At 71.9% G+C, this 24,108-nt stretch carries 17 protein-coding genes; 4 read left to right on the top strand and 13 right to left on the bottom strand.

Annotated features, from left to right (window positions below):
• Positions 1-58 precede the first annotated feature (58 nt).
• The 5 genes from AB0L37_RS20265 to AB0L37_RS20245 form a co-directional block, all read right to left on the bottom strand.
• Positions 59-1,576 carry a long-chain fatty acid--CoA ligase gene (locus tag AB0L37_RS20265; protein ID WP_365506952.1) on the bottom strand — a complete coding sequence of 506 codons (1,518 nt, stop codon included), beginning with the start codon at positions 1,574-1,576 and terminating at the stop codon, positions 59-61.
• Positions 1,577-1,851: 275 nt separating this feature from the next.
• On the bottom strand, positions 1,852-2,610 hold the full coding sequence (fabG, locus tag AB0L37_RS20260) for a 3-oxoacyl-ACP reductase FabG (RefSeq protein WP_365506950.1): 759 nt from the start codon (positions 2,608-2,610) through the stop codon (positions 1,852-1,854).
• A gap of 32 nt (positions 2,611-2,642) precedes the next feature.
• A complete protein-coding gene (locus AB0L37_RS20255) occupies positions 2,643-3,830 on the bottom strand; it encodes an acetyl-CoA C-acyltransferase (RefSeq protein WP_365506947.1) in 1,188 nt (395 codons plus the stop codon).
• Positions 3,831-4,115: 285 nt separating this feature from the next.
• A complete protein-coding gene (locus AB0L37_RS20250; protein ID WP_365507331.1) occupies positions 4,116-4,754 on the bottom strand; it encodes a response regulator transcription factor in 639 nt (212 codons plus the stop codon).
• Positions 4,751-6,505 (bottom strand): histidine kinase, encoded by a 1,755-nt coding sequence (locus tag AB0L37_RS20245; protein ID WP_365506944.1) that lies wholly within the window; start codon positions 6,503-6,505, stop codon positions 4,751-4,753. Before AB0L37_RS20245 ends, AB0L37_RS20250 begins: the two co-directional genes overlap by 4 nt.
• Before the next feature lie 166 nt (positions 6,506-6,671).
• Between AB0L37_RS20245 and AB0L37_RS20240 the strand changes: the two genes are divergently transcribed.
• Positions 6,672-6,827, top strand: coding sequence for a hypothetical protein (locus tag AB0L37_RS20240; protein WP_365506942.1), 156 nt, complete (start codon positions 6,672-6,674; stop codon positions 6,825-6,827).
• Positions 6,828-6,905: 78 nt separating this feature from the next.
• On the opposite strand, the gene AB0L37_RS20235 is transcribed toward AB0L37_RS20240, so the two are convergent.
• From AB0L37_RS20235 to AB0L37_RS20200, 8 genes are all read right to left on the bottom strand, one after another.
• The gene (locus AB0L37_RS20235; RefSeq protein WP_365506939.1) at positions 6,906-9,299 is read right to left on the bottom strand and encodes a beta-N-acetylglucosaminidase domain-containing protein; all 2,394 of its coding nucleotides are present in this window, start codon (positions 9,297-9,299) and stop codon (positions 6,906-6,908) included.
• A gap of 28 nt (positions 9,300-9,327) precedes the next feature.
• A complete protein-coding gene (locus AB0L37_RS20230; RefSeq protein ID WP_365506936.1) occupies positions 9,328-10,605 on the bottom strand; it encodes an alpha-L-fucosidase in 1,278 nt (425 codons plus the stop codon).
• Positions 10,602-11,636, bottom strand: coding sequence for an ABC transporter ATP-binding protein (locus AB0L37_RS20225; protein ID WP_365506933.1), 1,035 nt, complete (start codon positions 11,634-11,636; stop codon positions 10,602-10,604). Before AB0L37_RS20225 ends, AB0L37_RS20230 begins: the two co-directional genes overlap by 4 nt.
• A complete protein-coding gene (locus tag AB0L37_RS20220) occupies positions 11,623-12,648 on the bottom strand; it encodes an ABC transporter ATP-binding protein (RefSeq protein ID WP_365506930.1) in 1,026 nt (341 codons plus the stop codon). Before AB0L37_RS20220 ends, AB0L37_RS20225 begins: the two co-directional genes overlap by 14 nt.
• Positions 12,649-12,657: 9 nt before the next feature.
• The gene (locus tag AB0L37_RS20215; RefSeq protein ID WP_365506929.1) at positions 12,658-13,692 is read right to left on the bottom strand and encodes an ABC transporter permease; all 1,035 of its coding nucleotides are present in this window, start codon (positions 13,690-13,692) and stop codon (positions 12,658-12,660) included.
• Complete coding sequence (locus tag AB0L37_RS20210) at positions 13,689-14,750, bottom strand: ABC transporter permease (protein WP_365506926.1); 1,062 nt, start codon at positions 14,748-14,750, stop codon at positions 13,689-13,691. The genes AB0L37_RS20215 and AB0L37_RS20210 overlap by 4 nt, the downstream gene beginning before the upstream one ends.
• A gap of 5 nt (positions 14,751-14,755) precedes the next feature.
• Positions 14,756-16,417, bottom strand: a complete 1,662-nt coding sequence (locus tag AB0L37_RS20205; protein ID WP_365506923.1) for an ABC transporter substrate-binding protein — start codon at positions 16,415-16,417, stop codon at positions 14,756-14,758.
• Positions 16,418-16,518: 101 nt separating this feature from the next.
• Positions 16,519-17,562, bottom strand: coding sequence for a LacI family DNA-binding transcriptional regulator (locus AB0L37_RS20200; protein WP_365506921.1), 1,044 nt, complete (start codon positions 17,560-17,562; stop codon positions 16,519-16,521).
• Between the two features lie 291 nt (positions 17,563-17,853).
• On the opposite strand from AB0L37_RS20200, the gene AB0L37_RS20195 reads away from it, so the two are divergent.
• Genes AB0L37_RS20195 through AB0L37_RS20185 form a run of 3 tightly spaced genes read left to right on the top strand, consistent with a single transcriptional unit; the run spans position 17,854 to position 24,051 of the window.
• Positions 17,854-19,095: a glycosyl hydrolase gene (locus AB0L37_RS20195; protein WP_365506918.1), complete on the top strand. Its 1,242-nt coding sequence runs from the start codon at positions 17,854-17,856 to the stop codon at positions 19,093-19,095.
• A 58-nt stretch (positions 19,096-19,153) separates the two neighbouring features.
• On the top strand, positions 19,154-22,138 hold the full coding sequence (locus AB0L37_RS20190; RefSeq protein WP_365506915.1) for a glycoside hydrolase family 38 C-terminal domain-containing protein: 2,985 nt from the start codon (positions 19,154-19,156) through the stop codon (positions 22,136-22,138).
• On the top strand, positions 22,135-24,051 hold the full coding sequence (locus tag AB0L37_RS20185; RefSeq protein ID WP_365506912.1) for a hypothetical protein: 1,917 nt from the start codon (positions 22,135-22,137) through the stop codon (positions 24,049-24,051). The genes AB0L37_RS20190 and AB0L37_RS20185 overlap by 4 nt, the downstream gene beginning before the upstream one ends.
• Positions 24,052-24,108 lie beyond the last annotated feature (57 nt).

Here is a 24,108-nt window from a genome sequence, read left to right as displayed (position 1 = left end):
ATGCTAGACCCAACTATTCGCCGCGCGTCAGGGGCGCCACATGGTGAAACGATCCCGGCTACCCCTTGGTGTAGGTCGCCTTCAGCTCCCGCTTGAGTACCTTCATGCTCGGGCCGAGCGGGAGTTCGTCGGCGATCTCGATGCGCCGCGGGTACTTGTGCTTGGCCAGGTGCTCCTTGGACCAGGCGGTGACCTCGGCGGCGTCGAGGGCGGTGCCGGGCTTGGGGACGAGGACGGCGCAGACCTCCTCGCCGTGCACGTCGTCGGGCAGGCCGATGACGGCGGCGTGGCCGACGCCGGGGTGACGCATCAGGACCTCCTCGACCTCGCGCGGGTAGACGTTGTAGCCGCCGCGGATGATGACGTCCTTCTTGCGGTCGACGATGCGCAGATAGCCGTCCTCGTCCTTGGTGCCGAGGTCGCCGGTGCGGAACCAGCCCTCGACCAGGGCCTCTTCGGTCGCTTCGGGGCGGCCGAGGTAGCCGGAGAACACGCAGTGCCCGCGGACGACGATCTCGCCGAGTTCGCCGGTGGGCAGCAGCTCGATGCGGTCGTCGATCTCGGCGCGGGCGACCTCGACGTCGACGCCCCAGATGGAGTGGCCGATGGTGCCCGGCCGCGCGCCGTACCAGGGCTGGTTGACGGAGGCGACGGGCGAGGTCTCGCTCAGCCCGTACCCCTCGTAGATGGTGGCGCCGAAGAGCGCCTCGAAGCGTTCGAGGACGGCGACGGGCAGTGAGGCGCCGCCGGAGACCGCGACGCGCAGCCGCGGCAGGGCGGCGGCCTTCTCGCCGGCCGCGAGGAGGTGGACGTACATGGTGGGCACGCCGTGGAAGACGGTGACGTTCTCGCCGACCATCAGGTCGATGGCCTTGGCGGCGTCGAAGCGGGGCAGCAGGACGAGCGTCTTGCCCGCGCGCCACACGGCGTTGAGGGACGCGGTCTGGCCGAAGGCGTGGAAGAGCGGGAGCGCGCCGAGGACGGTGTCGTCGGGGCTGTACTCGTTGCAGTCGAAGGCGTCGACCGTGGCGTTCATGACGAGGTTGAGGTGGCTGAGGACCGCGCCCTTGGGGACGCCGGTGGTGCCGCTCGTGTAGAAGACGACGGCCGGGTCGTCGGCGTCGCGCGTGGCGTACGTGTGGATCGGCTCGGCGGCGTCGGTGAGCTTCTCCAGCTCGCCGCCGGCGCCCAGCGTGACGGTGCGGATGCCGACGGCGGCGGCCGCCGCCTCGCCGGTCGCGGCCTGCGCCGGGTGGCACAGGAGCAGGGTCGCGCCGCTGTCCTTGAGGACGTGCTCGACTTCCTGAGCGGACAGGAGCAGGTGTACGGGGACGACGACGGCGCCCGCCGCGAGCGCCGCGTAGTAGGCGCGCGGGAACTCCGCGGTGTTGGGCGCCATGAGGGCGACCTTGTCCCCCGGGCGGACGCCGAGGCCGGCGAGGGCGGCGGCCTGCTTGCGGGCGCGCAGCCACAACTCGGCGAAGGTGTACCGCTGGTCGCCTTCGACGAGCCCGGTCTTGTCGGGCCGGCGGCGGGCGTTGTCGGCGAGGATCGCGGCGAGGGACAGGGTTGCCATGGGGGTGGTGCTCCGTTCCGTACTGACTGCTGGTGCGGCGTTGGACCAGGTCGGCGAGGGCCTGTCGTCAAACTCCCGCCGTCGTCCGAAGGGCGGCCTCGCGGCGTCTGGTGCGTGCTCTAGGGGGTCCCCCCGGCCGAAGGCCGGGGGGAGTGCCGGGTGCAAGGCCTCGTACTGGATGTACTCGGCCTTGTGCCCGGTACGGCGAGAGTGCGTGCCAGGCGTCGTGAGGCAGGCGGCAGTTTGACGACAGGCCCCAGGGCCGTGAGAAGTCGTTAGCGGGCGCCGCCGTTGACGTACAGGGTCTGGCCGCTGACGTAGGAGGCGTCGTCGCTGGCGAGGAACGCGACGACGGACGCGATGTCCTCGGGCTGTCCGACCCGGCCGAGCGGGGTGCGGTCGGCGGCGAGCTTCTGGTGCTCGTCGGCGGAGGAGCCGACGCGCTCGGCGGTGGCGGCGGTCATGGCGGTGGCGATGTAGCCGGGCGCCACGGCGTTGACGTTGATGTTGAAGCGGCCCAGCTCGATGGCGAGGGTCGCGGTGAAGCCCTGGATCCCGGCCTTGGCGGCGGCGTAGTTGGCCTGGCCGCGGTTGCCGAGGGCGGAGCGCGAGGAGAGCGAGACGATCTTGCCGTACCTGGCCTGCGACATGTACTTCTGCGCGGCCTGCGAGCCGTTGAAGACCGAGGTGAGGTTGACGTTGACGACCGCGTCCCAGTCGGACTTGGGCATCTTGAAGAACATGCCGTCACGGGTGATGCCCGCGTTGTTGACGAGGATGTGCAGCCCGCCGAGGTCCTCGTGGAGCTGCGCGAACGTCGCCTCGACCGCGTCCTGGTCGGTGACGTCGCAGCCGTACGCGCGGGCGGTGCCGCCCTTGGCCTCGATGGCGTCGACGGTGGCCTGGGCGCGCTCGGCGGTGAGGTCGACGACGGCGACGGCGGCGCCCTCATCGGCGAGGCGCTGGGCGGTGGCGGCGCCGATGCCCTGGGCGGCTCCGGTGACGACGGCGACACGGCCGGTGAACCTGCTCATGTATGCGTGACTTCCTTGTCCGGTACGGGTGTTCAGGCGCGCTCGACGAGGACGGCGCTGCCCTGGCCGACGCCGACGCACATGGTGGCGAGGCCGCGCGCGGCGCCGCTGCGGCGCAGGCGGTGCAGGAGCGTGGTGAGGATGCGGGCGCCGGAGCAGCCCAGCGGGTGGCCGAGGGCGATGGCGCCGCCCGTCGGGTTGACCAGGTCGGGGTCGATGCCGAGGCCGTCGACGCAGGCCAGCGCCTGGGCGGCGAACGCCTCGTTGAACTCGGCCTCTTCGATGGCGTCGATGCCCCAGCCGACGCGGGCGAGCGCCTTCCGCGTGGCGGGCACGGGGCCGATGCCCATGACGTCGGGATGGACGCCGGCCGAGGCGCCGGCGACGTAGCGGCCCAATGAGACGAGGCCGAACTCCTCCAGGGCCTCCTCGCTGACGAGCAGCAGGCCCGCCGCGCCGTCGTTCATCGGCGACGCGTTGCCCGCCGTGACCGAACCGCCCTTGCGGAACACGGGCTTGAGGGCGCCGAGCTTCTCCAGGGACGTGCCGGGGCGGATGGACTCGTCCTCGTCGACGACGACACCGTCGGGCAGGGTGACGGGGAGGATCTCGGCGTCGAAGAGCCCGTCCTTGCGGGCGGCGGCGGCCCGCTGGTGGCTGCGGAGCGCGAAGGCGTCCTGGCGCTCGCGGGAGATGCCGTGGCGGTCCGCGACCTCCTCCGCCGTCTCACCCATCGCGAGGACGCCGTGCAGGTCCTTCATCGCCGGGTTGGTCAGCCGCCAGCCGAGACGGGTGTCGTACGTCTGCATCGTGTGCGGCAGGGCCTCGTCGGGGCGGGGCAGCACGAAGGGGGCGCGGCTCATGGACTCGGAGCCGCCCGCGAGCACGACGTCGGCCTCGCCGGCCGCGATGGTGCGGGCGGCCAGGGTGACGGCTTCGAGGCCGGAGGCGCAGAGCCGGTTCACGGTGGCGCCCGGCACGGACTCGGGCAGGCCGGCGAGGAGGGCTGCCATGCGCGCGACGTTGCGGTTGTCCTCGCCCGCCTGGTTCGCGGCGCCCCAGTAGACGTCGTCGATGCGGCCCGGGTCGAGCGCGGGCGCGTCGGCGACCAGACCCCGGATCACGGTGGCGGCGAGGTCGTCGGGGCGTACGGAGGAGAGCGCGCCGCGCAGCTTCCCGATCGGGGTGCGGCGGGCGGCGGCGAAGTGGACGGGACGCACGTGCGGCTCCAGGCTCCGGGGAAGACGGCAAAATTAGCAGTGCTAGTTTTGGACTATAGACCCGCACTTCGGCGCCTGTGAAGAGGCTCCGAGTGAGCAAAAAGGGACATGCCGTGATCAAAGAGGGGGAGGCCGTTCCACATCTCAGGGCTGGCCCTGATGTACCGCTCCCCCGGCCTGCCTACTGTGGAGGTCCGGCACCGCTCCGCGGACGACGTACGGGGGACCACGGGGGAAACGGGGGACGACGTCGTCCAGCGGAGCGGACAGCCGGGACTTCTTGGGTCAGCCGCGCAGATAGGTCAGCACGGCCATGACTCGCCGGTGTTCGCGCAGGTCGGGCTCCAGACGGAGCTTGCCGAAGATGTTGCGGACGTGGGTCTCGACCGTCTTGCCGCCGATGACCAGCTTCTGCGCGATGGCCTCGTTCGAGCGGCCCTCGGCCATCAGGGCCAGGACGTCGCGCTCGCGGCCGGTGAGTTCGTCCAGGGGCCCGGGCGGGCGCGGCGCGTCCATCAGCCGGGCCACCACCAGCGGGTCGAGCACCGTCTCACCCGCGGCCACCCGCTTCAGGGCGCTGCTCAGTTCGTCGACGTCGGCGACGCGTTCCTTGAGCAGATAGCCGAAGCCCTCCGGCCGTTCGGCGAGGGCCTGGACCGTGGAGCTGCTCTCGACGTACTGGGACAGCAGCAGGACGCCGGTGCCGGGGTGCCGCTCGCGCAGCGCCGCCGCCGCGACCAGCCCCTCGTCGGTGTGGGTGGGCGGCATCCGGATGTCGAGGAGCACCACGTCGGGGGCGAGGTCGGCGACCAGCGCCGGGAGCGGCGCGGTGTCGGCGCACTCGGCCACGACCTCGACGCCCTCGTCGGTGAGCAGCCGTACGATCCCCTGCCGAAGGAGTGCCGAGTCCTCGGCCACGATCACCCGCACGGAAGCTCCGCCCTGATCCTGGTCCCGCCACCGGCGGGACTGTGTATGTGCAGTACGCCGTCGACGGCGGCGAGCCGGTCGGCGAGGCCGCGCAGGCCCGTGCCGCGCGCGGTGTCGGCGCCGCCGATGCCGTCGTCGACGGTCTCGACGACGAGCCGGCCGTCGAGGTGCCGGGCCGAGACGCTGACGGCCCGGGCCCGTGCGTGCTTGGCCGCGTTCGACAGGGCCTCGCAGACGGTGAAGTAGGCGGTGGACTCGACGAGCGGGTCGTAGCGCCGGGGCTCGGCCGCGACGACGACGGGCAGCGCCGCCTCCTTGGCGAGGGCGCCGAGCGCGGCGGCGAGGCCGTCGCGGGTGAGGACGGCGGGGTGGATGCCCTGGGCGATGCCGCGCAGCTCGTCGATGGCCAGGCGCAGGCTCGACTCGGCCTCGTCGGCGGCCTCGCGCAGCGCCGGGTCCGGGTGGTCGGCCAGGCCGCGCTGCACGCGCCGTACCGACATCAGGGCGAAGACGAGGCGAGTCTGCGCGCCGTCGTGCAGGTCGCGCTCCAGGCGGCCGCGCTCGGCGTCGGCGGCCTGGACGATGCGGGTGGCGACGTCCTTGGCACGGGTGCGCAGCCACACGTTCTCCAGGGCGAGGCGCAGCGCGGCGGCGGTCGACTCGAGGAGTTCGGGGTCGTCGGCGAGGGCCGGGTCGTGGTGCAGCAGGGCGAGCGGGCGACCGTCGGAGGCGCGCACCGGGGTACGTCCGGCGCCCTCGGCGGAGACCTCACGCCCCGCCCCGTCGACGTACGCGCCCTTCTCCTCACGCCACAGGCCGAGCCGCAACGTCGGGTCGCCGAGGACGCGGACGAGGGCCTCGCGGACCTTCGAGGGGTCCGGGTCGGTGCCGACGTCGATGACGAGGCCGCTGACCTCGGCGCGCTGGAGATGCATGCGCAGCAGGCCGCCGAGGAAGGCGAAGGGGACGGCGACCTGCGCGAGGTCGGACATCAGGTAGACGGCCTGTTCCGCGAGCGAGCCGACGTCGCCGAGCCACGGCACGACGTAGAACAGCATGTCCCACATGAGGAACGCGACGGCGACGCCGATGCCGAACCAGGCGGGCAGCAGCGCCCGGCGGCGGGCCGCCGAGGCGTGCCGCCAGCGCTGCACGACCGCGACGGCCGCGACGGCGGAGATCAGCCAGCCGACCGCGTGGTACACGGCGTCGAAGGTGTCGAACAGGCCGTGCCAGCCGGGCACGAAGAACAGGTTCGGACCGCAGCCGCGGCAGTCCAGGTAGGTCGCGCCGGTGTCGGCCGCCGGGTCGAACAGGAGGGTGCGCACCAGGCCGCCGACGGCGACGAGCCCGTACGCGAACTGGACGAGGCGGCGGGTGAGGACGGTGGTCAGGCGTCCCTCGGGGAACGAGAGCACGAGGTGCAGCAGCACCGCCATGTTCAGCGCTTCCCACCAGGCGCCGAAGGTGAACAGGACGGGGACCGCGGTGCCCTGGAGGTTGCCGAAGAACCAGGTGATCCCCTCGGCCACCATGAGACGGCCGGTGTGGTTGGCGGGCCTGCGCTTCCAGGCCATGATCCCGGCGACCACGTAAGCCCAGCCGACGGCGAGGTCGCGCACCAGGTCCGACGCGGACGCACCGCTGCGCGCGTACGCCCATGCCCCGGCCACTCCGGACACGCCGGCGAGGGCCGCGGCCCCGGTCAGGCGCAGCCGAACCGCCCGCTTCCCCTGACTGTCCACGGGCCACACGTTAAGCCATTCGGGGGCACACAGGGTAAGCCGGCCGGGGGCGCACGGGGTCGCTTCCGCCACAGCGGCCAGGGGTGTCGGGAGGTGGCGGTGGTTCCCGCGGCGCGCTCGTACGGTGGGGAGCCGGTGTGAGGGCGGAGCACGAGGGTGCGGTCGCATGGGGTCAGGCACATGCTGTCGTTCGCGGACGCGCTGGAGCTTCTCGGCGTCGGTCCACCTCAACTCGGCGCTGTACGACCGGGTACGGCGCGGCATCGCGATGCCGCGACGCTTCGAGTCCATCGGCCGGCCGGTGGATCCGGCGTCCCGGTGACGACCCCGCCACCGGGTGCGCCGCGTCCTGGAGCGGCACTACCCCTGACGTGCGACCGCGTGACTCACCCCCTCCGCCTCACCCGGCCGACCTGCCGAACACCTCCACCTCCGCGACGTTCAGCTCGACCGGCTTCTCGCTCGCGAGCCATACCCGGACGTAACGCCCGTGCTGCGCGACGGAGATGGAGGTCGGGCCTCCCGCCTGGGCTGTTTCGTGGTGGAACCAGACGCCGGGTTTGGTGAGCTGGTCGGTGAGGGTGCCGGTGAAGGGGGCGTCGGAGACCAGGACGTAGTAGTCCTTGACCCGGTCGGCACAGCAGTCCGTGCGGTTGTGGACGTCGATCCGCTCCAGGTCGGCGCCTGCGCCGAGGTCGACCTGCCACCAGGGCTGTGCTTCCTTCCCGCTCGTGGTGGAGAAGTCGTAGCGGTCGCCGTTCACGGCCTTGGCCGCGCCGTAGGGGCGGGTGCCGTCGCCCGGGTCGTAGTCGGAGACCTGAACTGCCGTCTTGTTCAGGGCCAGTTGACGCAGCGGTTGCAAGCCCAGCGACGTGTCGTGCAGGGCGTCCACCTTCGTCACGAAGTCCTGGAGGTAGGGGTCGGCGATCTTCACCGGTCCCGTCTGGTGGTGTTCGGCCGGGTCGACCGTGACGTGGGCGGCCGTGTCGGCCTCCGTGTCCATCGCCTTGCGGGCCGCTGCCGCCGCGGGCTCGTCGTGGGCGCTGATCGCCTTCAGGGCCGTGAGGCCGTGGCGCAGAGCCGCGCCCCAGTGTTCGGTGGCGGTCAGCCAGCGGTCGGCGTCGTGGAGGAAGAGCGGGTCGGGGACGCCGGCGCGCAGGACTGCGGGGGTGCGCTCGATGGTGGCGGCGGTGGGGGCGAGGACCCGCAGCGCGGCTCGCGGGTCGGTGTCGTACGTCTTCCAGAAGGACGCCAACCGCGCGCTCAGGATGGGTGACTGGGGCTGCCACGGGGTCGATCCGAACGTCGGCGCCATGTGGTTCAGGTCGACGAAGACCTGGACGGCGTCGGCGACGCGTGCGTCGCCGCCCGCGAGGTGCAGCGCCGACTGGCGGGCGGAGCGGGTGCGGTCGTAGCCGCGGTCGTTCCACGCGAAGTCGGACATGGTGAAGACGGCGAGTTTGCTGGCCGCCTCCTGGTTCATGGGGTTGGAGACGAGACCGCTGAGGTTGTCGGAGAGGCCTGCCTCGCGCTTGTCGTAGGGGGCGAGGAGGAGGCGTCCCGCGGTGCGGCCGAAGTCGTTGACCGGGTAGTTGTCCCAGACGAAGACCTTGCGGCCGAACAGCTTGGAGGCTTGCTGCGCCTGGGAGTTGGTGATCTCGGGCGGGACGACGTCGGTGCCGGTCCACATCACTTCGACGGCCGGGTCGAGGTGCGCGCGGAGCTCCTGCTTGTACGCGGTGTCGGTGAGGTCGCCGTATTCGGTGGGCACCATCTGGAGGGCGTGGGTGTCGTCGTGGGTGGCGACGAAGTCCTGTTGGAGGGTGTTCAGGAGGCCCACCTGGGCCTGGGCGGCGGGGCCGCGCCCCGGTGCGCCGAACGTGGTCTGGTCGCCGGCGCAGTTCCACTTCGTGTAGCTGATGTCGTCCAGCGGTACGGAGAAGGAACGGACGCCCAGGTCGTAGAGGGCCTGGAGCTTGGCGGTCAGGGCCTTGACGTCGGCGGGGTCCGAGTAGCAGATGGAGCCGCCGGGTGAGACGGCGAACGTGAAGCGGACGTGGTTGGCCGCGGCCCGGTCGACCAGGTCGCCGAGCTCCTTCAACTTGTCGGCGGGGTACGGGTCGCGCCACTTGTCGCGGTGGTACGGGTCGTCCTTGGGCGCGTACACGTACGTGTTGGACTTGACCTCGCCGAGGAAGTCCATCTGGTCGAGGCGTTCGGCGGTGGTCCATGGCGGGCCGTAGAAACCCTCGATGGAGCCGCGCAGCCGCATCGAGGGGTGGTCGGAGACCGAGGCGCCGGCGACGGTGTGCCGGGTGACGAGCTGGCGCAGGGTCTGGGCGGCGTAGAACTGGCCGGTGGCGTCGGTGCCGCCGAGGGCGACGGTGCCGTGCGCGGCGCGCAGCGCGTACCCCTCGGCGTGCGCGGGGACGTCGGTGCCGCGCAGGGCGCGGGCGATGTCGGGGCGGGCGGCGGGGCCGAGCAGGACGGTGAGCGGGGCGCGGCCGGAGGCCTTCGCCGTCACCTGGACCCGCTCCACGCCGTGATCCTTGAGGATCTTGGTGACCAGGGTGCGGGCGGCGGCGTCGGTGCCGTCGTCGACGACGAGTTCGGCGCGGGCGGGCAGCGGGACGTCGGCGCCCGCGCGGGTGAGGTGCTGCGGCGTCGGCGAGACGGTGGGCAGGGCCGCCTGCTCCGGGGCGGCGGCTGTGGCGGTCGGGGCCGCGCCGAGGGACGCGGCGAGCAGCAGGGCGGCCGTGGTGCCGGCCTTGAGGGTTCTTCGGGCGGGGGTCATACGAGGCGCCTCCAGAAGTCGCATGCGGTCAGTCGCGGGTGTGTTCGCGGTACAGGTCGAGTTCGCCGTCGAGGTCGACGGCGATCACGCTGCACAGCGGGTCGAGCTGCTCGTCGGACACGTACAGGTACTCCCAGCCGGGTACGTCGCCGAGCCCGCCGACGCGTTCGTGGCGCACCGGTGTGCCGCTGCCGAGGAGCCGCGCGGCGCTCACCGCGTTGCGGACGCCGCGCAGGACGACGTACTCGTTCGGCCGGTCGAAGAGGAACAGGTAGAGGGTGCGGCGGTCGGCGGAGAGGGTGGAGGGGCCGTAGTGGTGGCCGTGCGGCAGGCCGCGTCCGGTGCCGTACAGGGCGTCGCGGTGCAGGTCGGCCCAGGCGCCCAACTCGCGCAGCCGGTCGGCTTGTCCGGGCAGGATCGTGCCGTCGGCGCGGGGGCCGACGTCGAGCAGGAGGTTGCCGCCGCCGCCCGCGGTCTCGGCGAGAACGCGGACCAGTTGGCGCGGGGATTTGTGGTGGTCGTCCTGTGGCTGGTAGCCCCAGGAGTCGTTGATGGTGAGGCACAACTCCCAGGGCCCGCGCGGGGGTTCTACGGGGACTCCCTGTTCAGGGGTGGCGTAGTCGCCGTATCCGGTGAGGCGGCCGTTGACGACGGTGTGCGGGGCCTTCTCGGCGAGGAAGGCGGCGAGTTCGGCCATCCGCCACTGCCCGGCGGTGCGCTCCCACTCGCCGTCGAACCAGAGCAGGTCGGGTGCGAACAGGTCGATGAGTTCGGTGAGCTGGGCGCGGTGGAAGGCGAGGAAGGCGTCCCAGCGGGCGGGGTCCTCGTCGCCGGCGGCGGGCATCGAGCAGGGGTTGCCGCGGTCGTCGGGGTCCTGCCCCTCGGGGCGGATCGTGGCGTAGTCGGGGTGGGACCAGTCGAGGTGGGAGTAGTAGAGGCCGACCTTGATACCGCGCCGGCGCAGGGCGTCGGCGTACTCGCGGACCAGGTCGCGTCCGGCGGGGGTGCGCTTGACGACGGACAGGTCGTTCGCGTGGGTGTCCCAGAGGGCGACCCCGTCGTGGTGCTTGGCGGTGAGGACGGCGTAGCGGGCTCCGGCGCGCACGAAGAGGTCGGCCCACGCGTCGGGGTCGAAGCGTTCGGCGGTGAAGCCGTCCAGCTGGGCCATGTAGGTGTCGTACGGGACCTGGCCGTGGAAGAAGGACCAGGATTCGGCGACTCCGTCGACGCTGTAGATGCCCCAGTGGATGAAGATGCCGAGCCTGGCGTCGGTGAACCAGGCTTTGGCCGGCGGGAGTTGACTCACGCGTAGTGCTCCTCGTCGTAGCTCCAGCAGTGCACCCACTGCCCGCCTTCGACGTGCGTGCGCGCGGGGAACGCGGTGGCGCAGACGGGGCGGGCGAGCGGGCAGCGCGGGTGGAAGCGGCAGCCCGTGGGCGGGTCGACCAGCGAGGGCGGTTCGCCGAGGGTCTCGGCGTCGTCGACGACGTCGGGCTCGTCGAGCAGGCCGCCGCGGTCCGGGTCGGGGGCCGATTCGAGCAGGAGGCGGGTGTACGGGTGCAGGGGGCGCTCCACGACGGCGTCGCCCGGCCCGGACTCGACGAGCTGGCCCGCGTACAGGACCTTGATCTCGTCGGCGAAGTAGCGGGCGCTGGCGATGTCGTGGGTGATGTACAGGATGGCCAGGCCCTCGTCGTCGCGGAGCCGGTTGAGGAGGTTGAGGATGTCGAGGCGGATGGACACGTCGAGCATGGAGACGGGTTCGTCGCCGAGCAGGACCTTGGGGCGGGCGGCGAGGGCGCGGGCGATGGCGACGCGCTGGCGCTGCCCGCCGGAGAGTTCGTGCGGGAACTTGTCGATGTACTGGTCGGCGGGGGTGAGATTGACGCGCTCCAGCAACTGGGCGATCTGTGCGTCGAGTTGGGCGCGTCCTGAGGCGTGGCCGTGCAGCTGGAGCGGGCGGCCGAGGATGTAGCGCACGCGGTGGACCGGGCTCAGGGACGAGAAGGGGTCCTGGAAGACCATCTGCACCTGCCGGTGGTACGCGCGCCGGCCGCGGGCCGTCCTGGCCTGCTGCACGGCGGCGCCGTCGAGGCGGATCTCGCCGTCGGTGGGCGGGTGCGCGAGGGCGAGCAGCCGGGCGAGGGTCGACTTGCCGCTGCCGGATTCGCCGACGAGCGCGGTGATCCGTCCCTCGTGCAGGGCGAGGCTCGTCTCCTCAAGGGCGTGGACTTCCTTTCCGTGCTGCCCGGGGCCGTGCAACGGGAAGCGTTTGGTGACCGCGCGGGCCTCCAGGACCGGGGTGGCCGATGCGGTACGGGGCTCAGGTACGGGCATGCCGGCCGTCCTCTCGGGTGGTCGGGGCGGGGCCTGCGAGGAGATGGCAGGCGACCGTGCCGTGCTCGTCGTCGGTCGGCACCGGGGTCTGGTGGTCGCAGGGCGCGAAGCGGTGGGGGCAGCGCGGGTGGAAGGCGCAGCCGGTGGGCGGGGTGCGCAGCCCGGGCGGGGAGCCGGGGATCCCGGCGATCTCGCGGCGCGGTCCGTGCAGCGGGGGGAACGCGCCGCGCAGGGCCGCCGTGTACGGGTGGCGCGGGTCGGTGTAGAGGCGGCGGGCCGGGCCGGTCTCGACGACCTCACCGGCGTACATCACGGCGATGCGGTCGGCGATCTCGATGAGGAGGGACAGGTCGTGCGTGATGAACACGACCGAGAACCCCAGCTCGGCCTTGAGTCGGGCCACTTGGCGCAGGATCTGGCGTTGCATGACGACGTCGACGGCCGTGGTCGGCTCGTCCATGACGACGAGGTCGGGGTCGCAGGCGAGCGCGAGGGCGATCGTGGCGCGCTGGCGCATTCCGCCGGAGAGTTCGTGGGCGTAGGAGCGCAGCCGGTCGGCGGGGATGCCGACCATGGCGAGGAGTTCGGCCGCCCGTTCCTGGGCCGCGCGCTTGGACAGGCCGCGGTGGCGGCGCAGCACGTCGGTGAACTGGGTGCCCAGGCGCATCACGGGGTTCAGGGCGTTCATCGCGGACTGGAGGACGACGGCGATCTTCTCCCAGCGCAGTGTGTTCAGTTCGCGCTCCGTCAGGCGCAGGAGGTCCACGGGGGCGCCGTCCCTGGGGTGCAGGACGACGCTGCCCGCCGTGGTGACGGCCGGTGGGCGCAGCAGTCTGGTGACGGCGGTGACCAGGGTGGATTTGCCGCAGCCGCTCTCGCCGACGATGCCGAGGGTCTCTCCGCGGTGCAGGGTCAGGTCGACGCCGCGGACGGCGTGGACCGGGTTGACCTGGTCGTAGTAGTCGACGGTGAGGTCGCGGACGGTGAGGAGCGGGGTGGGTGAGGGGGTCATGGGCCTCGCCTAAGCGCCGTGGGCGGTTGAGGTGTCGTTCGCCGGTGCGGGTTCGTCGTGGCTGGTCGCGCCCCGTGGCGGAGCCACTGATGGATGCCGCCCCGCGCCCCTGAAAGGCCGACCTGCGGTCGGCACCTTCGGGCGCGCCCCTCGGGCGGCATGCGCCGCCAGGCGGCGGGCCGCCTTCGCCGGGCGGCGCATGCGCGGGTTGGAGATCTCGTCCATGCCGAAGTTGACGAGGCCCGCGGCCAGGCCGACCAGGGCGATGCAGGCGCCCGGCGGGACGAACCACCACCAGGCGCCGCGGGAGAGCGCCGAGCCGTTCTGGGCCCAGTACAGCATCGAGCCCCAGCTGGTGATGTTGATGTTGCCGAGCCCGATGAACGCCAGGCCCGCGTCGGCGAACATCGAGCCGACGACCGCGCCGAGGAAGCTCACGGAGATGATCGGGGCGAGGCTCGGGATGAGTTCGCGGGTGATGACGCCCCAGCGGCTCTCCCCCGTCATCTCCGCCGCGGTGACGAAGTCCCGGTGGCGCAAGGACAGGGTCTGGGCGCGTTTTTGGCGGGCGCCCCACGGCCATGCGGTGAGTCCGATGATGAGGGCGACCGCGAGCCAGCCGCCGCGGCCCTGTACATAGCTCGCGATGATGATCAGGAGCGGCATGCCGGGGATGACGAGGCTGACGTTGGTGATCGCGGTGAGGAGCGAGTCCGTACGGCCGCCGAGGTAGCCGCCGCTCACGCCGACGAGAACGGACAGGACCGTCGTCACCGTGCCCGCGACCAGGCCGACCAGGAGCGAGACGCGCGCGCCCACGACGACCTGCGCGAGGACGTCCTCGCCGGTGGCCGTCGTGCCCAGCGGGTGGGAGGCGGACGGGCCTTGCAGGGCGTCGGCCGTGTGGATGTCCGACGGGGACAGGCCCAACCAGTGCTCGACGACGTACGGGCCGAGCAGGGCGACGAGGATGAAGCCGGCGAGGACGGCGAGTCCGGCGCGGACCTTGCGGTTCTCGGGCAGGGGGATGCGCGGCACCGTCATGAGCGGGTCTCCCTCGCGCGGGGGTCGATGAGCCCGTACACCGAGTCGGCGAGGAAGTTCGCGGCCAGGACGGACAGGGACACGTTCAGGAACAGGGCCTGCATCAGCGGGTAGTCGACGTTCGTGACCGCCTGGTAGAGGAGGTAGCCGACGCCCGGGTAGGCGAAGACGATCTCGACCAGGAGCTGGCCGCTGACGACCGTGCCGATGGTGAGGGCGAACCCGGCGACGCTCGGCAGGACCGCGTTTCGGGCCGCGTACTGGAACATCACCCGGCCCTTGGACAGGCCCTTGGCGCGGGCGAGGAGAACGTAGTCCTCGGAGACCGTCGTCACCATCATGTTGCGCATGCCGACCAGCCAGCCGCCGACCGAGGAGAGGACGACGGTGAGGGCGGGCAGGATGCCGTGGCTGACGACGCTCGCCAGGAACGGGCCGTCGAAGGACGGCACCAGGTCGCCGTCGTAACCGCCGCCCAGCGGCAGCCAGCCGAGCTGCGCGCCGAACGCCATGAGGAGCAGCAGCGCCACCCAGAAGTACGGCAGCGAGCCGAGGAACATCGCGGCGGGGGTGGCGATCGAGTCGAAGCGGGAGCCGACCCGGCTGCCGCACACCACGCCGGCCGCCGTGCCGAGCACGAACGCGAGGACGGCGGTCAGGCCGACCAGGCCGATCGTCCACGGCAGACCGGTGCGGATCACCTCCCACACGGGGGTCGGGTAGTACGCGATCGAGATGCCGAAGTCGAAGTGGAGGACCTGGCCCACGTAGGTGACGTACTGGTCCCACAAAGGTTCGCCCGGTTTGCCGAACAGCTTGTAGATGCTGGCCACTTGCTCGGAGGACAGGGCCTGTTTCTGCTGCATCTGCATGACGAGCGCGGACGCCGGGTCGCCCGGCATCAGGCGCGGGATGAGGAAGTTGAGGGTGAGGGCGACCCAGGTGGCGAGGGCGTAGAAGCCGAGGCGGCGCAGGAAGTAGCGGGCGGCGCCGTTGCGGGGCCGCCGTGCCCGCGTCTCGGCGGGAGCCGGGACGACGGCGCCGACATCGATGGCCATGGCGGTCAATTGCCCTTCGCCGGACGGAGGTTGAGCAGAATCGCCATCGCGTTGATGGTGCCCGACCAGGGGGCAGGGTTGGCGTACGGGTCGTCGGCGTCGGGCCAGCCGGTCCAGTTCTTGCTGTTGTACTCGGCCGAGGCGCCGATGGTGATGAGCGGGGCGGCGGGCACGTCCTCGATCATGACCTTCTCCAGTTCGGCCGAGGTCTTCTTGATGGTGGCCTCGTCGCCGGAGCTCTCCAGGTCGGCGAGGAGGGCGTCGACCTTCTTGCTCTTGTAGTGGCCGTAGTTGCACCACACGCCGGCGTTCTTCGAGGCCAGCATGTCCTGGTAGAAGCTGAAGGGCGTGTTGCCGTAGACGGCGCCGCCGACGACGACGTCGAACTTGGCCTCGCGCCTGCGCTGGTCCACCTGTCCGTTCGGCAGCGCCTGCACGTCGACCTTGACACCGGCCTTCTTCAGTTGTTCGGCGATGACCTTGTCGCGCTGGATGGAGTCGCCGAAGTCGGAGACCTCGATGATGGTGAAGGAGAGCTGCTTGCCGTCGGGGCCGACCAGTTCGCCGCCCTGCTTCTTGTATCCGGCCTTCTCGAACTCCTTGTAGGCAGCGGCGAGTTCGGGCTTCGGCTGGTCGGCGTCGGCGTACTTCGGGTCGATCCACTTGCCCTGCGTCTTGGAGTCGAGGCCGGTGAGGTTGAGGGTGTTGAACATGCCGGGGTTGCCGAGCTGGGCGAGTTCGGAGCGGTCGACGGCGAGGGAGAGTCCCTTGCGGACGTGGACGTCCTTGAACGGCGCCTTGGTGTGGTTGAAGAACATGTACAGCCCGCCGTAGGTGGGGTACCAGGCGTGATGGTTCTTCGGGTCGGCGTCCACGTACTGCTTCTTGACGTCGGCGACGGCGCCGCCGCTCCACTCGATGTCGCCGCGCAGCAGCTTGCCGATCTCGGACGCCCCGGCGACGACGGGCGCCTTGACCGTCTTCACGGGGACGTTCTTCTGCTTCCAGTAGTCGTCGCGCGCCTCGAAGGTGAGCTGCTGCGCGCTGAACTGGCCCAGCTTGTACGCGCCCGAGCCGACCGGGTCCGGGTTGGTGAAGGTCTGCCCGTCCTTGCCCTTCCAGAGCTTGGCGGGCACCGGGGTGAGGCCGCCGATGACGTTCAGCTTGGAGTAGGCGGGCTCCTTGAAGGTGATCTCGACGGTGTGCGCGTCGACCGCGGTCGCCTTCTTGTACGCGAAGGTGCCGGACGACGGCTGGAGCTTCTGGTCGCGGATGTAGTCCACGGTGAACACGACGTCGGAGGCGGTGAGCGGCGAGCCGTCGCTCCAGTTGGCGCGCGGGTCGAGGTGCAGGGTGATCTTCTTGCCGCCGTCGGCCCAGTCGTACTTGGTGACGAGCCAGGGCACGAACTTGCCGCCCTGGAGGATGTTGAAGCCGAACAGCGACTCGTACTGGAAGCCGAAGGTGCCCTGGGTGGCCTTGAGGGAGAAGGGGTTGAAGTTGCGGGTGATGGTGGTGCCCGCGTACCCGAGGTTCACGGTGAGGGAGTCGGCGCCGCCGCCCTTGGAGGCCGTGGGGGTGGCGGAACACCCGGTGAGGGCGAGGGCGAGGGCGGCGGTGCCGATGAGAACCGAGCGGGTCAAGGGGGTGCGCGAGGTGGGTGCCATGGGGGACGGATACCTCCGGTCGACGGTCGACATCGTTGTCTGATCGTGTGACGGGCCTGGTGGGGGGCGGCGCAGCGGTTCCGGTCGTGCAAGACGGGCTTTCAGGGGGCGGGCGCGGTCGAGCCGCGCTCCAGGAGGTGCGGGAGTGCGTCCTCGACGCGGCGTGCGGGACCGCCGTCGAGGAGTGCGAACAGTTCCTCCGCGGCCCGCCGCCCGAACGCCGCGGTGTCGCGGACCAGGGCGGTGAGCGCGGGGTGCGTGGAGCGGCACAGCACCGAGTCGTCCCAGGCGACGAGGGAAAGCCGGTCCGGTACGGGGATGCCGCGTTCGGCGGCGACCCCGAGGCCCGCGACGGCCAGGACGTCGTTGTCGTAGACGATCGCGGTGGGCGGCGCGTCGGAGTCGAGGACGCGGCGGGTGGTCTTGGCGCCCTCGGTGTCGGAGTAGTCGGTGGTCAGGGAGCGGGCGTCGATGCCGTACCGCTCGGCCTCGGCGCGCAGCGAGTCGATGCGGCGCCGGGTGTGCGCGAGGTCGGGCAGTCCTGCGACGTGGGCGATGCGGCGGTGGCCGAGCGCGTGCAGCCGCTCGACGATGCCGGCCATGGCGCGGGCGTCGTCGGCCCACAGGTTGGCGATGCCGGGGTGGCCCGTGCCGTCGTCTCCGGGGGGAAGCGAGCCGATGACGACGGCCGGGAGTCCGAGTCCGTCGAGGAGCGGCGGGCGCGGGTCGGCGGCGCGCGGGTCGACGACCAGGACGCCGTCGACGCGGTGCTCGGCCCACCAGCGGCGGTAGGCGTCGCATTCGGCGTCGATGTCCTCGACGACCTGGAAGAGCAGCCCGAAGCGGCGCAGGGAGAGCACTTCCTGGATGCCGGAGACGAGTTGGAGGAAGAACGACTCGACGCCGAGGGTGCTGGCGGGGCGGGCGAGGACGAGACCGATGGTGGCGGGGCCCTCGCCTGCCATCGCGCGGGCGGCGGCGCTGGGCCGCCAGCCGAGCTCGTCGGCGACGCGGCGCACCCGCTCGCGGGTGGCGTCGGAGACCCCGGGCCTGCCGTTGAGCGCGAAGGAGACGGCGCTCTCGGACACGCCGGCCTGCCGGGCGATGTCCTTGATGGTGGGGCGTCTGGCCGGAACGCGGCGCACGAGGTGCCTCCTCCCGATGCGGGACGACATGGATCGCGACTGGAGCGGTCGTGGCGTGAGCGGTCGTGGCGTGAGCGGTCGTGGCGTGAGCGGTCGTGGCGTGAGCGGTCGTGGCGTGAGCGGTCGTTACTCAAGCGCTTGAGTGCGGAGCACGCTAAAGCGCTATAGCTGGTTCGGCAAGAGGGCGGGAGGGGGCCAATTTCCGTGCGGTGACGCCCTGTTGACGTGCGCCTTCGGTGTGGCTCACGATCGCTGCCGGTACACCGACTTCCTAGGAGCGGGAATTCCACGATGCGTTTCGGTGTCAACTACACCCCCTCTCAGGGCTGGTTCCATCACTGGCTGGACTTCGACCTGGACGCCGTGCGCGCCGACCTCGACGCGATCGCGTCGCTGGGTGTCGACCATGTGCGGGTGTTCCCGCTGTGGCCGGTGTTCCAGCCGAACCGCTCGCTGATCAGGCCGCGTGCGGTGGAGCAGCTCGTCGCGCTGGCGGACGCGGCCGGTGAGCGCGGTCTCGACGTGAACGTCGACGGGCTCCAGGGGCATCTGTCCAGCTTCGACTTCCTGCCCGCGTGGACGCGGACGTGGCATCGGCGCAATCTGTTCACCGACCCGGCCGTGGTGACCGCGCAGGCGGAGTATCTGCGCACCCTGGCCGCGGCACTCGCGGACCGGCCGAACTTCATCGGGATGACGATCGGCAACGAGATCGCCCAGTTCGCCGCCGGTCCCCCGCACCCCGACCCGGACCGCATCTCCGCCGAGCAGGCGGGCAGGTGGCTGGCGACGGTCCTCGCCGCGTGCGAGGAAGGGGCGCCGGGCCGGACGCATCTGCACGCCGAGTACGACGCGTCGTGGTACCAGGACGACCAGCCGTTCACCCCGGCGCACGCGGCACGGCTCGGGGCGCTGACGGCGGTCCACTCGTGGGTGTTCAACGGGACGGCGCAGCGGCACGGCAAGGACGGCCCGGCGACGTACGGGCACGCGGCCTATCTCGTCGAGCTGTCCAAGGCGTGGGCGGACGATCCGCGCAGGCCGGTGTGGTTGCAGGAGGTCGGGGCGCCGCAGCCGCTGATCCCGGCGGAGCACGCGGACCGGTTCACGGAGGCGACGATCGGGGCCGTCCTGGACTGCCCCGACCTGTGGGGCATCACGTGGTGGTGCTCGCACGACGTGTCGCGGGACCTGGCCGACTTTCCCGAACTGGAGTATTCGCTGGGCCTGTTGACCAACGACGGCGCGGTGAAACCGGCCGGGAAGGCGGTCGCGCGGCTCGCCGCCGAGTGGCGCGGGCGCGACCACTCCCCCGCGCCGCGCACCACCGCGCTGGTCGTGGACGCGGGCGACGACGACCTCGCGCCGCACCGCTCGGTGTGCGCGCCGGGCGGCCCGGTCTTCGAGGCGTTCGCCGCGCTGGCCGCCGAGGGGGTGCGTCCGACGGCGGTGCTCGCGAGCCGCGCCGCCGACGCGGAGCATCTCGCGGCGCGCGGGATCACCGAGGTCGTCACGCCTGACAACGTTGCCTGAACCGCCCCCATCACCCTCTTCATCGCCATCCCCCCCTTTCTCGTACGGGAGTTGCCTCATGCATGACGACCGTTCCCTGGTCGAGTCCCGGTTGCGCCGGGTGCTCGGCGAGCGCATCCGGCCCGCCGTGTATCCGCGCTCGGTGCCGCTCGACGTGTCCGTGTGGCATGCGCCGGGTGAGCCGGTGCCGGTCGCGGAGGGACTCGCGGCCGGCCATGAGCCGATCGCGGTGGGCGCGCGGTGGGGTGCGCCGTGGGGCACGAGCTGGTTCCGGGTGACCGGGGCCGTGCCCGAGGAGTGGGCGGGCGAGACCGTGGAGGCGCTGCTCGATCTGGGCTTCGACGAGAACATGCCGGGGTTCCAGTGCGAGGGCCTCGTGTACCGCCCGGACGGCACCCCGGTGAAGGGGCTCAACCCGCGCAACCAGTGGGTGCGGATCGGTGACCGGGTGCACGGCGGTGAGCGCGTCGACCTGCGGATCGAGGCGGCATCGAACCCCGTGATCCTCGACTACCACCCGTTCCGGCCGACGGAGTTGGGCGATGTGGAGACGGCCGGGAGCGAGCCGCAGTACACGCTCGCACGCATGGACCTCGCGGTGTTCGACCGTACGGTGTGGGAGCTCGTGCACGATCTGGAGGTGCTCGGCGAGCTGATGGCCGAGCTGCCGGTCGAGGGGGCGCGCCGCTGGGAGGTGCTGCGGGCGGTGGAGCGCTCGCTCGACGCCCTCGACCTCCAGGACGTGAACGGCACGGCGCGGGCGGCCCGCGCCGAACTCGTCGACGTGCTCGCCCCGCCGGCCTCGCCCACCGCGCACCGCATCAGTGCGGTGGGGCACGCGCACATCGACTCGGCGTGGCTGTGGCCGCTGCGCGAGACGGTCCGCAAGGTGGCCCGCACGGCGGCCAACATGACCCAGCTCCTCGACGAAGAACCGGACTTCGTCTTCGCGATGTCGCAGGCGCAGCAGCTCGCCTGGATCAAGGAGCACCGGCCCGAGGTGTACGCGCGGGTGAAGAAGGCGGTGGCCGACGGGCGGTTCGTGCCGACGGGCGGCATGTGGGTGGAGTCGGACACGAACATGCCGGGCTCGGAGGCGATGGCCCGTCAGTTCGCGCACGGCAAAAGGTTCTTCCTGGACGAGTTCGGCGTGGAGAACGACGAGGTGTGGCTGCCGGACACGTTCGGCTTCGCGGCCGGGCTGCCGCAGATCATCAAGGCGGCCGGCGCCAAGTGGCTGCTGACGCAGAAGATCTCGTGGTCACAGACGAACACGTTCCCGCACCACACCTTCCAGTGGGAGGGCATCGACGGCACCCGGATCTTCACGCACTTTCCGCCGGTGGACACCTACAACTGCTCGATGCAGGGCAGTGAACTCGCCCACGCCGCACGGAACTTCAAGGAGAAGGGGCACGCGAGCCACTCGCTGGCACCGACCGGGTTCGGTGACGGCGGGGGCGGCACGACGCGCGAGATGGTGGCGAAGGCGGCGCGGCTGCGCTCGCTCGACGGATCGCCGACCGTGGAGTGGGAGCCGCCCGCCGCGTTCTTCGCCAAGGCCGAGGCCGAGTACCCGGACGCGCCGGTGTGGGTCGGCGAGCTCTACCTCGAACTGCACCGGGCGACGCTGACCAGCCAGGCGCAGACGAAGCAGGGCAACCGGCGCAGCGAGCACCTCCTGTACGAGGCCGAACTGTGGGCGGCGACGGCCGCTGTACGCACCGGATTCCCTTACCCGTACGAGGAGTTGGACCGGCTGTGGAAGACGGTGCTGCTGCACCAGTTCCACGACATCCTGCCGGGTTCGTCGATCGCCTGGGTGCACCGGGAGGCGCGGGCCACATACGCGCGGGTCGCCGGGGAGCTGACCGGGATCATCGCGGCGGCGCAGGCCGCGCTGGCCGGGGAGGGCACGCTGGAGCTGGAGTTCAACGCGGCCCCGCACGGCCGCTCCGGCGTCCCGGCGCGGGGTGCGGACGTCCGCCGGGCACCGGACGGCGCGACCCGTGTTCAGCCGCGTCCGGGGGGCGGGTTCGTGCTGGACAACGGCCTGGTGCGGGCCGAGGTCGACGGTCGGGGCCTGCTCGTCTCGGTGTACGACGTCGCGGCACAGCGCGAGACGGTGCCGGCGGGTACGGCCGCGAATCTGCTGCAACTGCACCCGGACTTCCCCAACCAGTGGGACGCCTGGGACGTGGACCGGTTCTACCGGAACACCGGCACGGACCTGACGGCCGTCGACGAACTGGTCGCGGAGTCGGCGACGGCCGTACGCGTCGGCCGTTCCTTCGGGGACTCGCGGGTGACGCAGGTGCTGACCCTGGAGCCGGGCGTGCGGCGCCTCGACATCGCCACGGAGGTCGACTGGCGCGAGACGGAGAAGTTCCTGAAGCTGGCGTTCCCGCTCGACGTACGGGCACAGCAGTACGCGTCGGAGACCCAGTTCGGGCACTTCTACCGGCCCACCCACACCAACACCTCGTGGGACGCGGCCAAGTTCGAGGCGTGCAACCACCGTTTCGTGCACGTCGGGGAGCCGGACTGGGGGGTCGCCCTGGTCAACGACTCGACGTACGGGCACGACGTGACACGCACCGCGCGGACGACGACGGTGCGCGTGTCGCTGCTGCGCGCGCCGCGCTTCCCCGACCCGGAGACCGACCAGGGCGTGCACCGCTTCCGGCACGCCCTGGTGGTGGGGGCGACGATCGGCGACGCGGTGCGCGAGGGCGCGGCGATCAACCTTCCGGCCAGGACCGTCCGCGGCGCCGCGCCGGTGGCGCCGCTCGTCACGGTCGACAACGACGCGGTGGCGGTCAGCGCGGTGAAGCTCGCGGACGACGGGTCGGGCGATGTGGTGGTGCGGCTGTACGAGACGCGCGGCGCACGGGCGACGGCGCGGGTGACGCCGAGCTTCGCGGTGGCGGGCGTGGTCCGCACCGATCTCCTCGAACGCCCCTTGGAGGACGACGGGTTGACGTTGCGCCTGACTCCCTTCGAGCTGGTGACGCTGCGCCTGACCCCGGGCGGGGAAGGGTGAACGGCCGCCCGTTCCTGCACGGGTACGACGCGGCGGCGCTGAGGAACTGGTCCCCGGAGACGGACCGCTGGGCCCGTCACTTCCGCTCCCGGGTGCCTCTGGCGTCCCGCATCTCCCCGTTCCCGGCGACGCAGGCCCGCCCCCATCTCCCGTACGGGCCACAGGTGTTGAACCTCTGCAACGACTACGACGGGGAGTTCTGGACGGCCCACCGGCGGGACGCGGTGTTCGCGCGGCGGCTGCTGCGGTTCTGGCAGTACAGCGACTTCCTCGGCTCGTGGCACGGGCTTCCCGTGGACGGCTCCCCCGTCGACGAGCCGGACCACGGCCTGGTCAATCTGCCCAACCCCGCGTACACGGACGCCGCGCACCGCAACGGCGTGCGCAGCCTGGGGTGCTGGTTCTGGCCGCGCTCCGGGGACTTCGAGGAGTACCTGGAGGAGCGCGGCGACGGATCCTTCCCGGTGGCGGACGCGCTGATCGCGATGGCCGTGTACTTCGGCTTCGACGGCTACTTCGTGAACCACGAGGCCGAGACGCCGCCGGACCAGGCGCGCCGGCTGATGCGGCTGCTGCGGTATCTGCGCTCGCGGGCACCCGAGGGATTCCACGTGCAGTGGTACGACACGATCTCGCCGGACGGGCACCTCGACTACCGCAACCGGCTGGACGGGACGAACGCGGACTGGCTGCGGCTCGGCGCTGCCGACAGCTTCTTCGCCAACTACTGGATGACCGAGGAGGGCGTGGAGCTGTCCCGCACGACAGCCGCCGGGCTGGGCCTCGACCCGTACGCCGTCGTCTTCCACGGCACCGAGAACGAGCAGTTCGGCTTCGACCCCGACCACGATCCGCGGCTCGTCTTCCCGGAGGGCGGACGGGCGCGGACGAGCTGGGCACTGCTCGGCTCGCACTTCGTGTGGGAGCTGCACCCCGGGCACGCCGACCCCGACGACCAGGACGCCGTCTTCCGCCGGGAGCGGCAGTACTGGTCGGGCCCGCGCGAGGACCCGAGCCGGACCGGCCGCACGCTCCCGCACGACCGCGAGCGGCGCGACCGGGACGAGCCGCACGCCTGGGACGGGGTCGCGCACTACATCGCCGAGCGGTCCGTGATCGGCGCGTTCCCGTTCGTGACGCGCTTCAACACCGGGCACGGGCGGGCGTTCTTCCTCGGCGGGCGGCGCGCGCACGACGGCGACTGGTGCGACGCAGGCATCCAGGACGTGCTGCCCACCTGGCAGTTCCTGACGCGGGGCGCGCGGGGGGTCGGCGTCGACTTCGACCACGCGGACGCGTACGACGGCGGTACGTCACTGCTCCTGACCGGCGCGCTCGGCCCCGGCGAGGCGACGGCGGTGCGGCTCTACAAGACGGAGCTGGCGGTCACGGGCGGCGAGCGGCTGTCGGTGACGGCCCGGGGAGTGGGGGACGTCGCGCTGCACGTGGGCCTGGTGTTCGCCGATGCGCCGGAGGATCAGGTCTGGCTGGCCGCCGAACCGTCGCCGGGTGGCTGGCGTACGACGTGGCACTCGCTCGGCGGGTACGCGGGCCGGACGATCGCGGCACTGGCCGTGCGGGTGAGCGCTGGGCGGGCCGCCTCGTGTGCGGTGCGCGTGGGTGAGCTGGCGCTGCGTCCGGCTGAGGGAGAGGTCCAGCTGCCCGGTGTGCCGGACGCGTTCGTGGTCGAGGAGACGGAGGCGGACGGCGCGCTGGTGCTGTCGTGGCGGCTCGCGCAGAGCGGCGTGGCGCACTACGACCTGATGGCCGGCGACGGGCGGTGGCTGGGGCGGGCGTACGACGACGTGTACTGGCTGCCGGGGGTGCCTGGCGGCTCCGGTGTCGTGGAGTTGGTGCCGGTGGGGGTCGACGGGCGGAGGGGGCCCGCGGCGCGGGTGGCGGTGGGGCGTTGAGGCTCTGACTGATGCGCCAGTCAGCATCGCAATACCGCCTGAACTTCGGTTTTTGAC

This window comes from Streptomyces sp. NPDC052225 (assembly GCF_040679615.1).
Taxonomy (GTDB): domain Bacteria; phylum Actinomycetota; class Actinomycetes; order Streptomycetales; family Streptomycetaceae; genus Streptomyces.
The sequence above is the reverse complement of the archived record's forward strand: the minus strand, read 5'-3'. Positions and strand labels throughout refer to the sequence as shown.

Coding starts and splice junctions, on each gene's coding strand:
- AB0L37_RS20265 (WP_365506952.1), bottom strand. CDS start 1,576: ATGGCAACCCTGTCCCTCGCCGCGATCCTCGCCGACAACGCCCGCCGC.
- fabG (WP_365506950.1), bottom strand. CDS start 2,610: ATGAGCAGGTTCACCGGCCGTGTCGCCGTCGTCACCGGAGCCGCCCAG.
- AB0L37_RS20240 (WP_365506942.1), top strand. CDS start 6,672: ATGGGGTCAGGCACATGCTGTCGTTCGCGGACGCGCTGGAGCTTCTCG.
- AB0L37_RS20235 (WP_365506939.1), bottom strand. CDS start 9,299: ATGACCCCCGCCCGAAGAACCCTCAAGGCCGGCACCACGGCCGCCCTG.
- AB0L37_RS20225 (WP_365506933.1), bottom strand. CDS start 11,636: ATGCCCGTACCTGAGCCCCGTACCGCATCGGCCACCCCGGTCCTGGAG.
- AB0L37_RS20220 (WP_365506930.1), bottom strand. CDS start 12,648: ATGACCCCCTCACCCACCCCGCTCCTCACCGTCCGCGACCTCACCGTC.
- AB0L37_RS20215 (WP_365506929.1), bottom strand. CDS start 13,692: ATGACGGTGCCGCGCATCCCCCTGCCCGAGAACCGCAAGGTCCGCGCC.
- AB0L37_RS20210 (WP_365506926.1), bottom strand. CDS start 14,750: ATGGCCATCGATGTCGGCGCCGTCGTCCCGGCTCCCGCCGAGACGCGG.
- AB0L37_RS20205 (WP_365506923.1), bottom strand. CDS start 16,417: ATGGCACCCACCTCGCGCACCCCCTTGACCCGCTCGGTTCTCATCGGC.
- AB0L37_RS20195 (WP_365506918.1), top strand. CDS start 17,854: ATGCGTTTCGGTGTCAACTACACCCCCTCTCAGGGCTGGTTCCATCAC.
- AB0L37_RS20190 (WP_365506915.1), top strand. CDS start 19,154: ATGCATGACGACCGTTCCCTGGTCGAGTCCCGGTTGCGCCGGGTGCTC.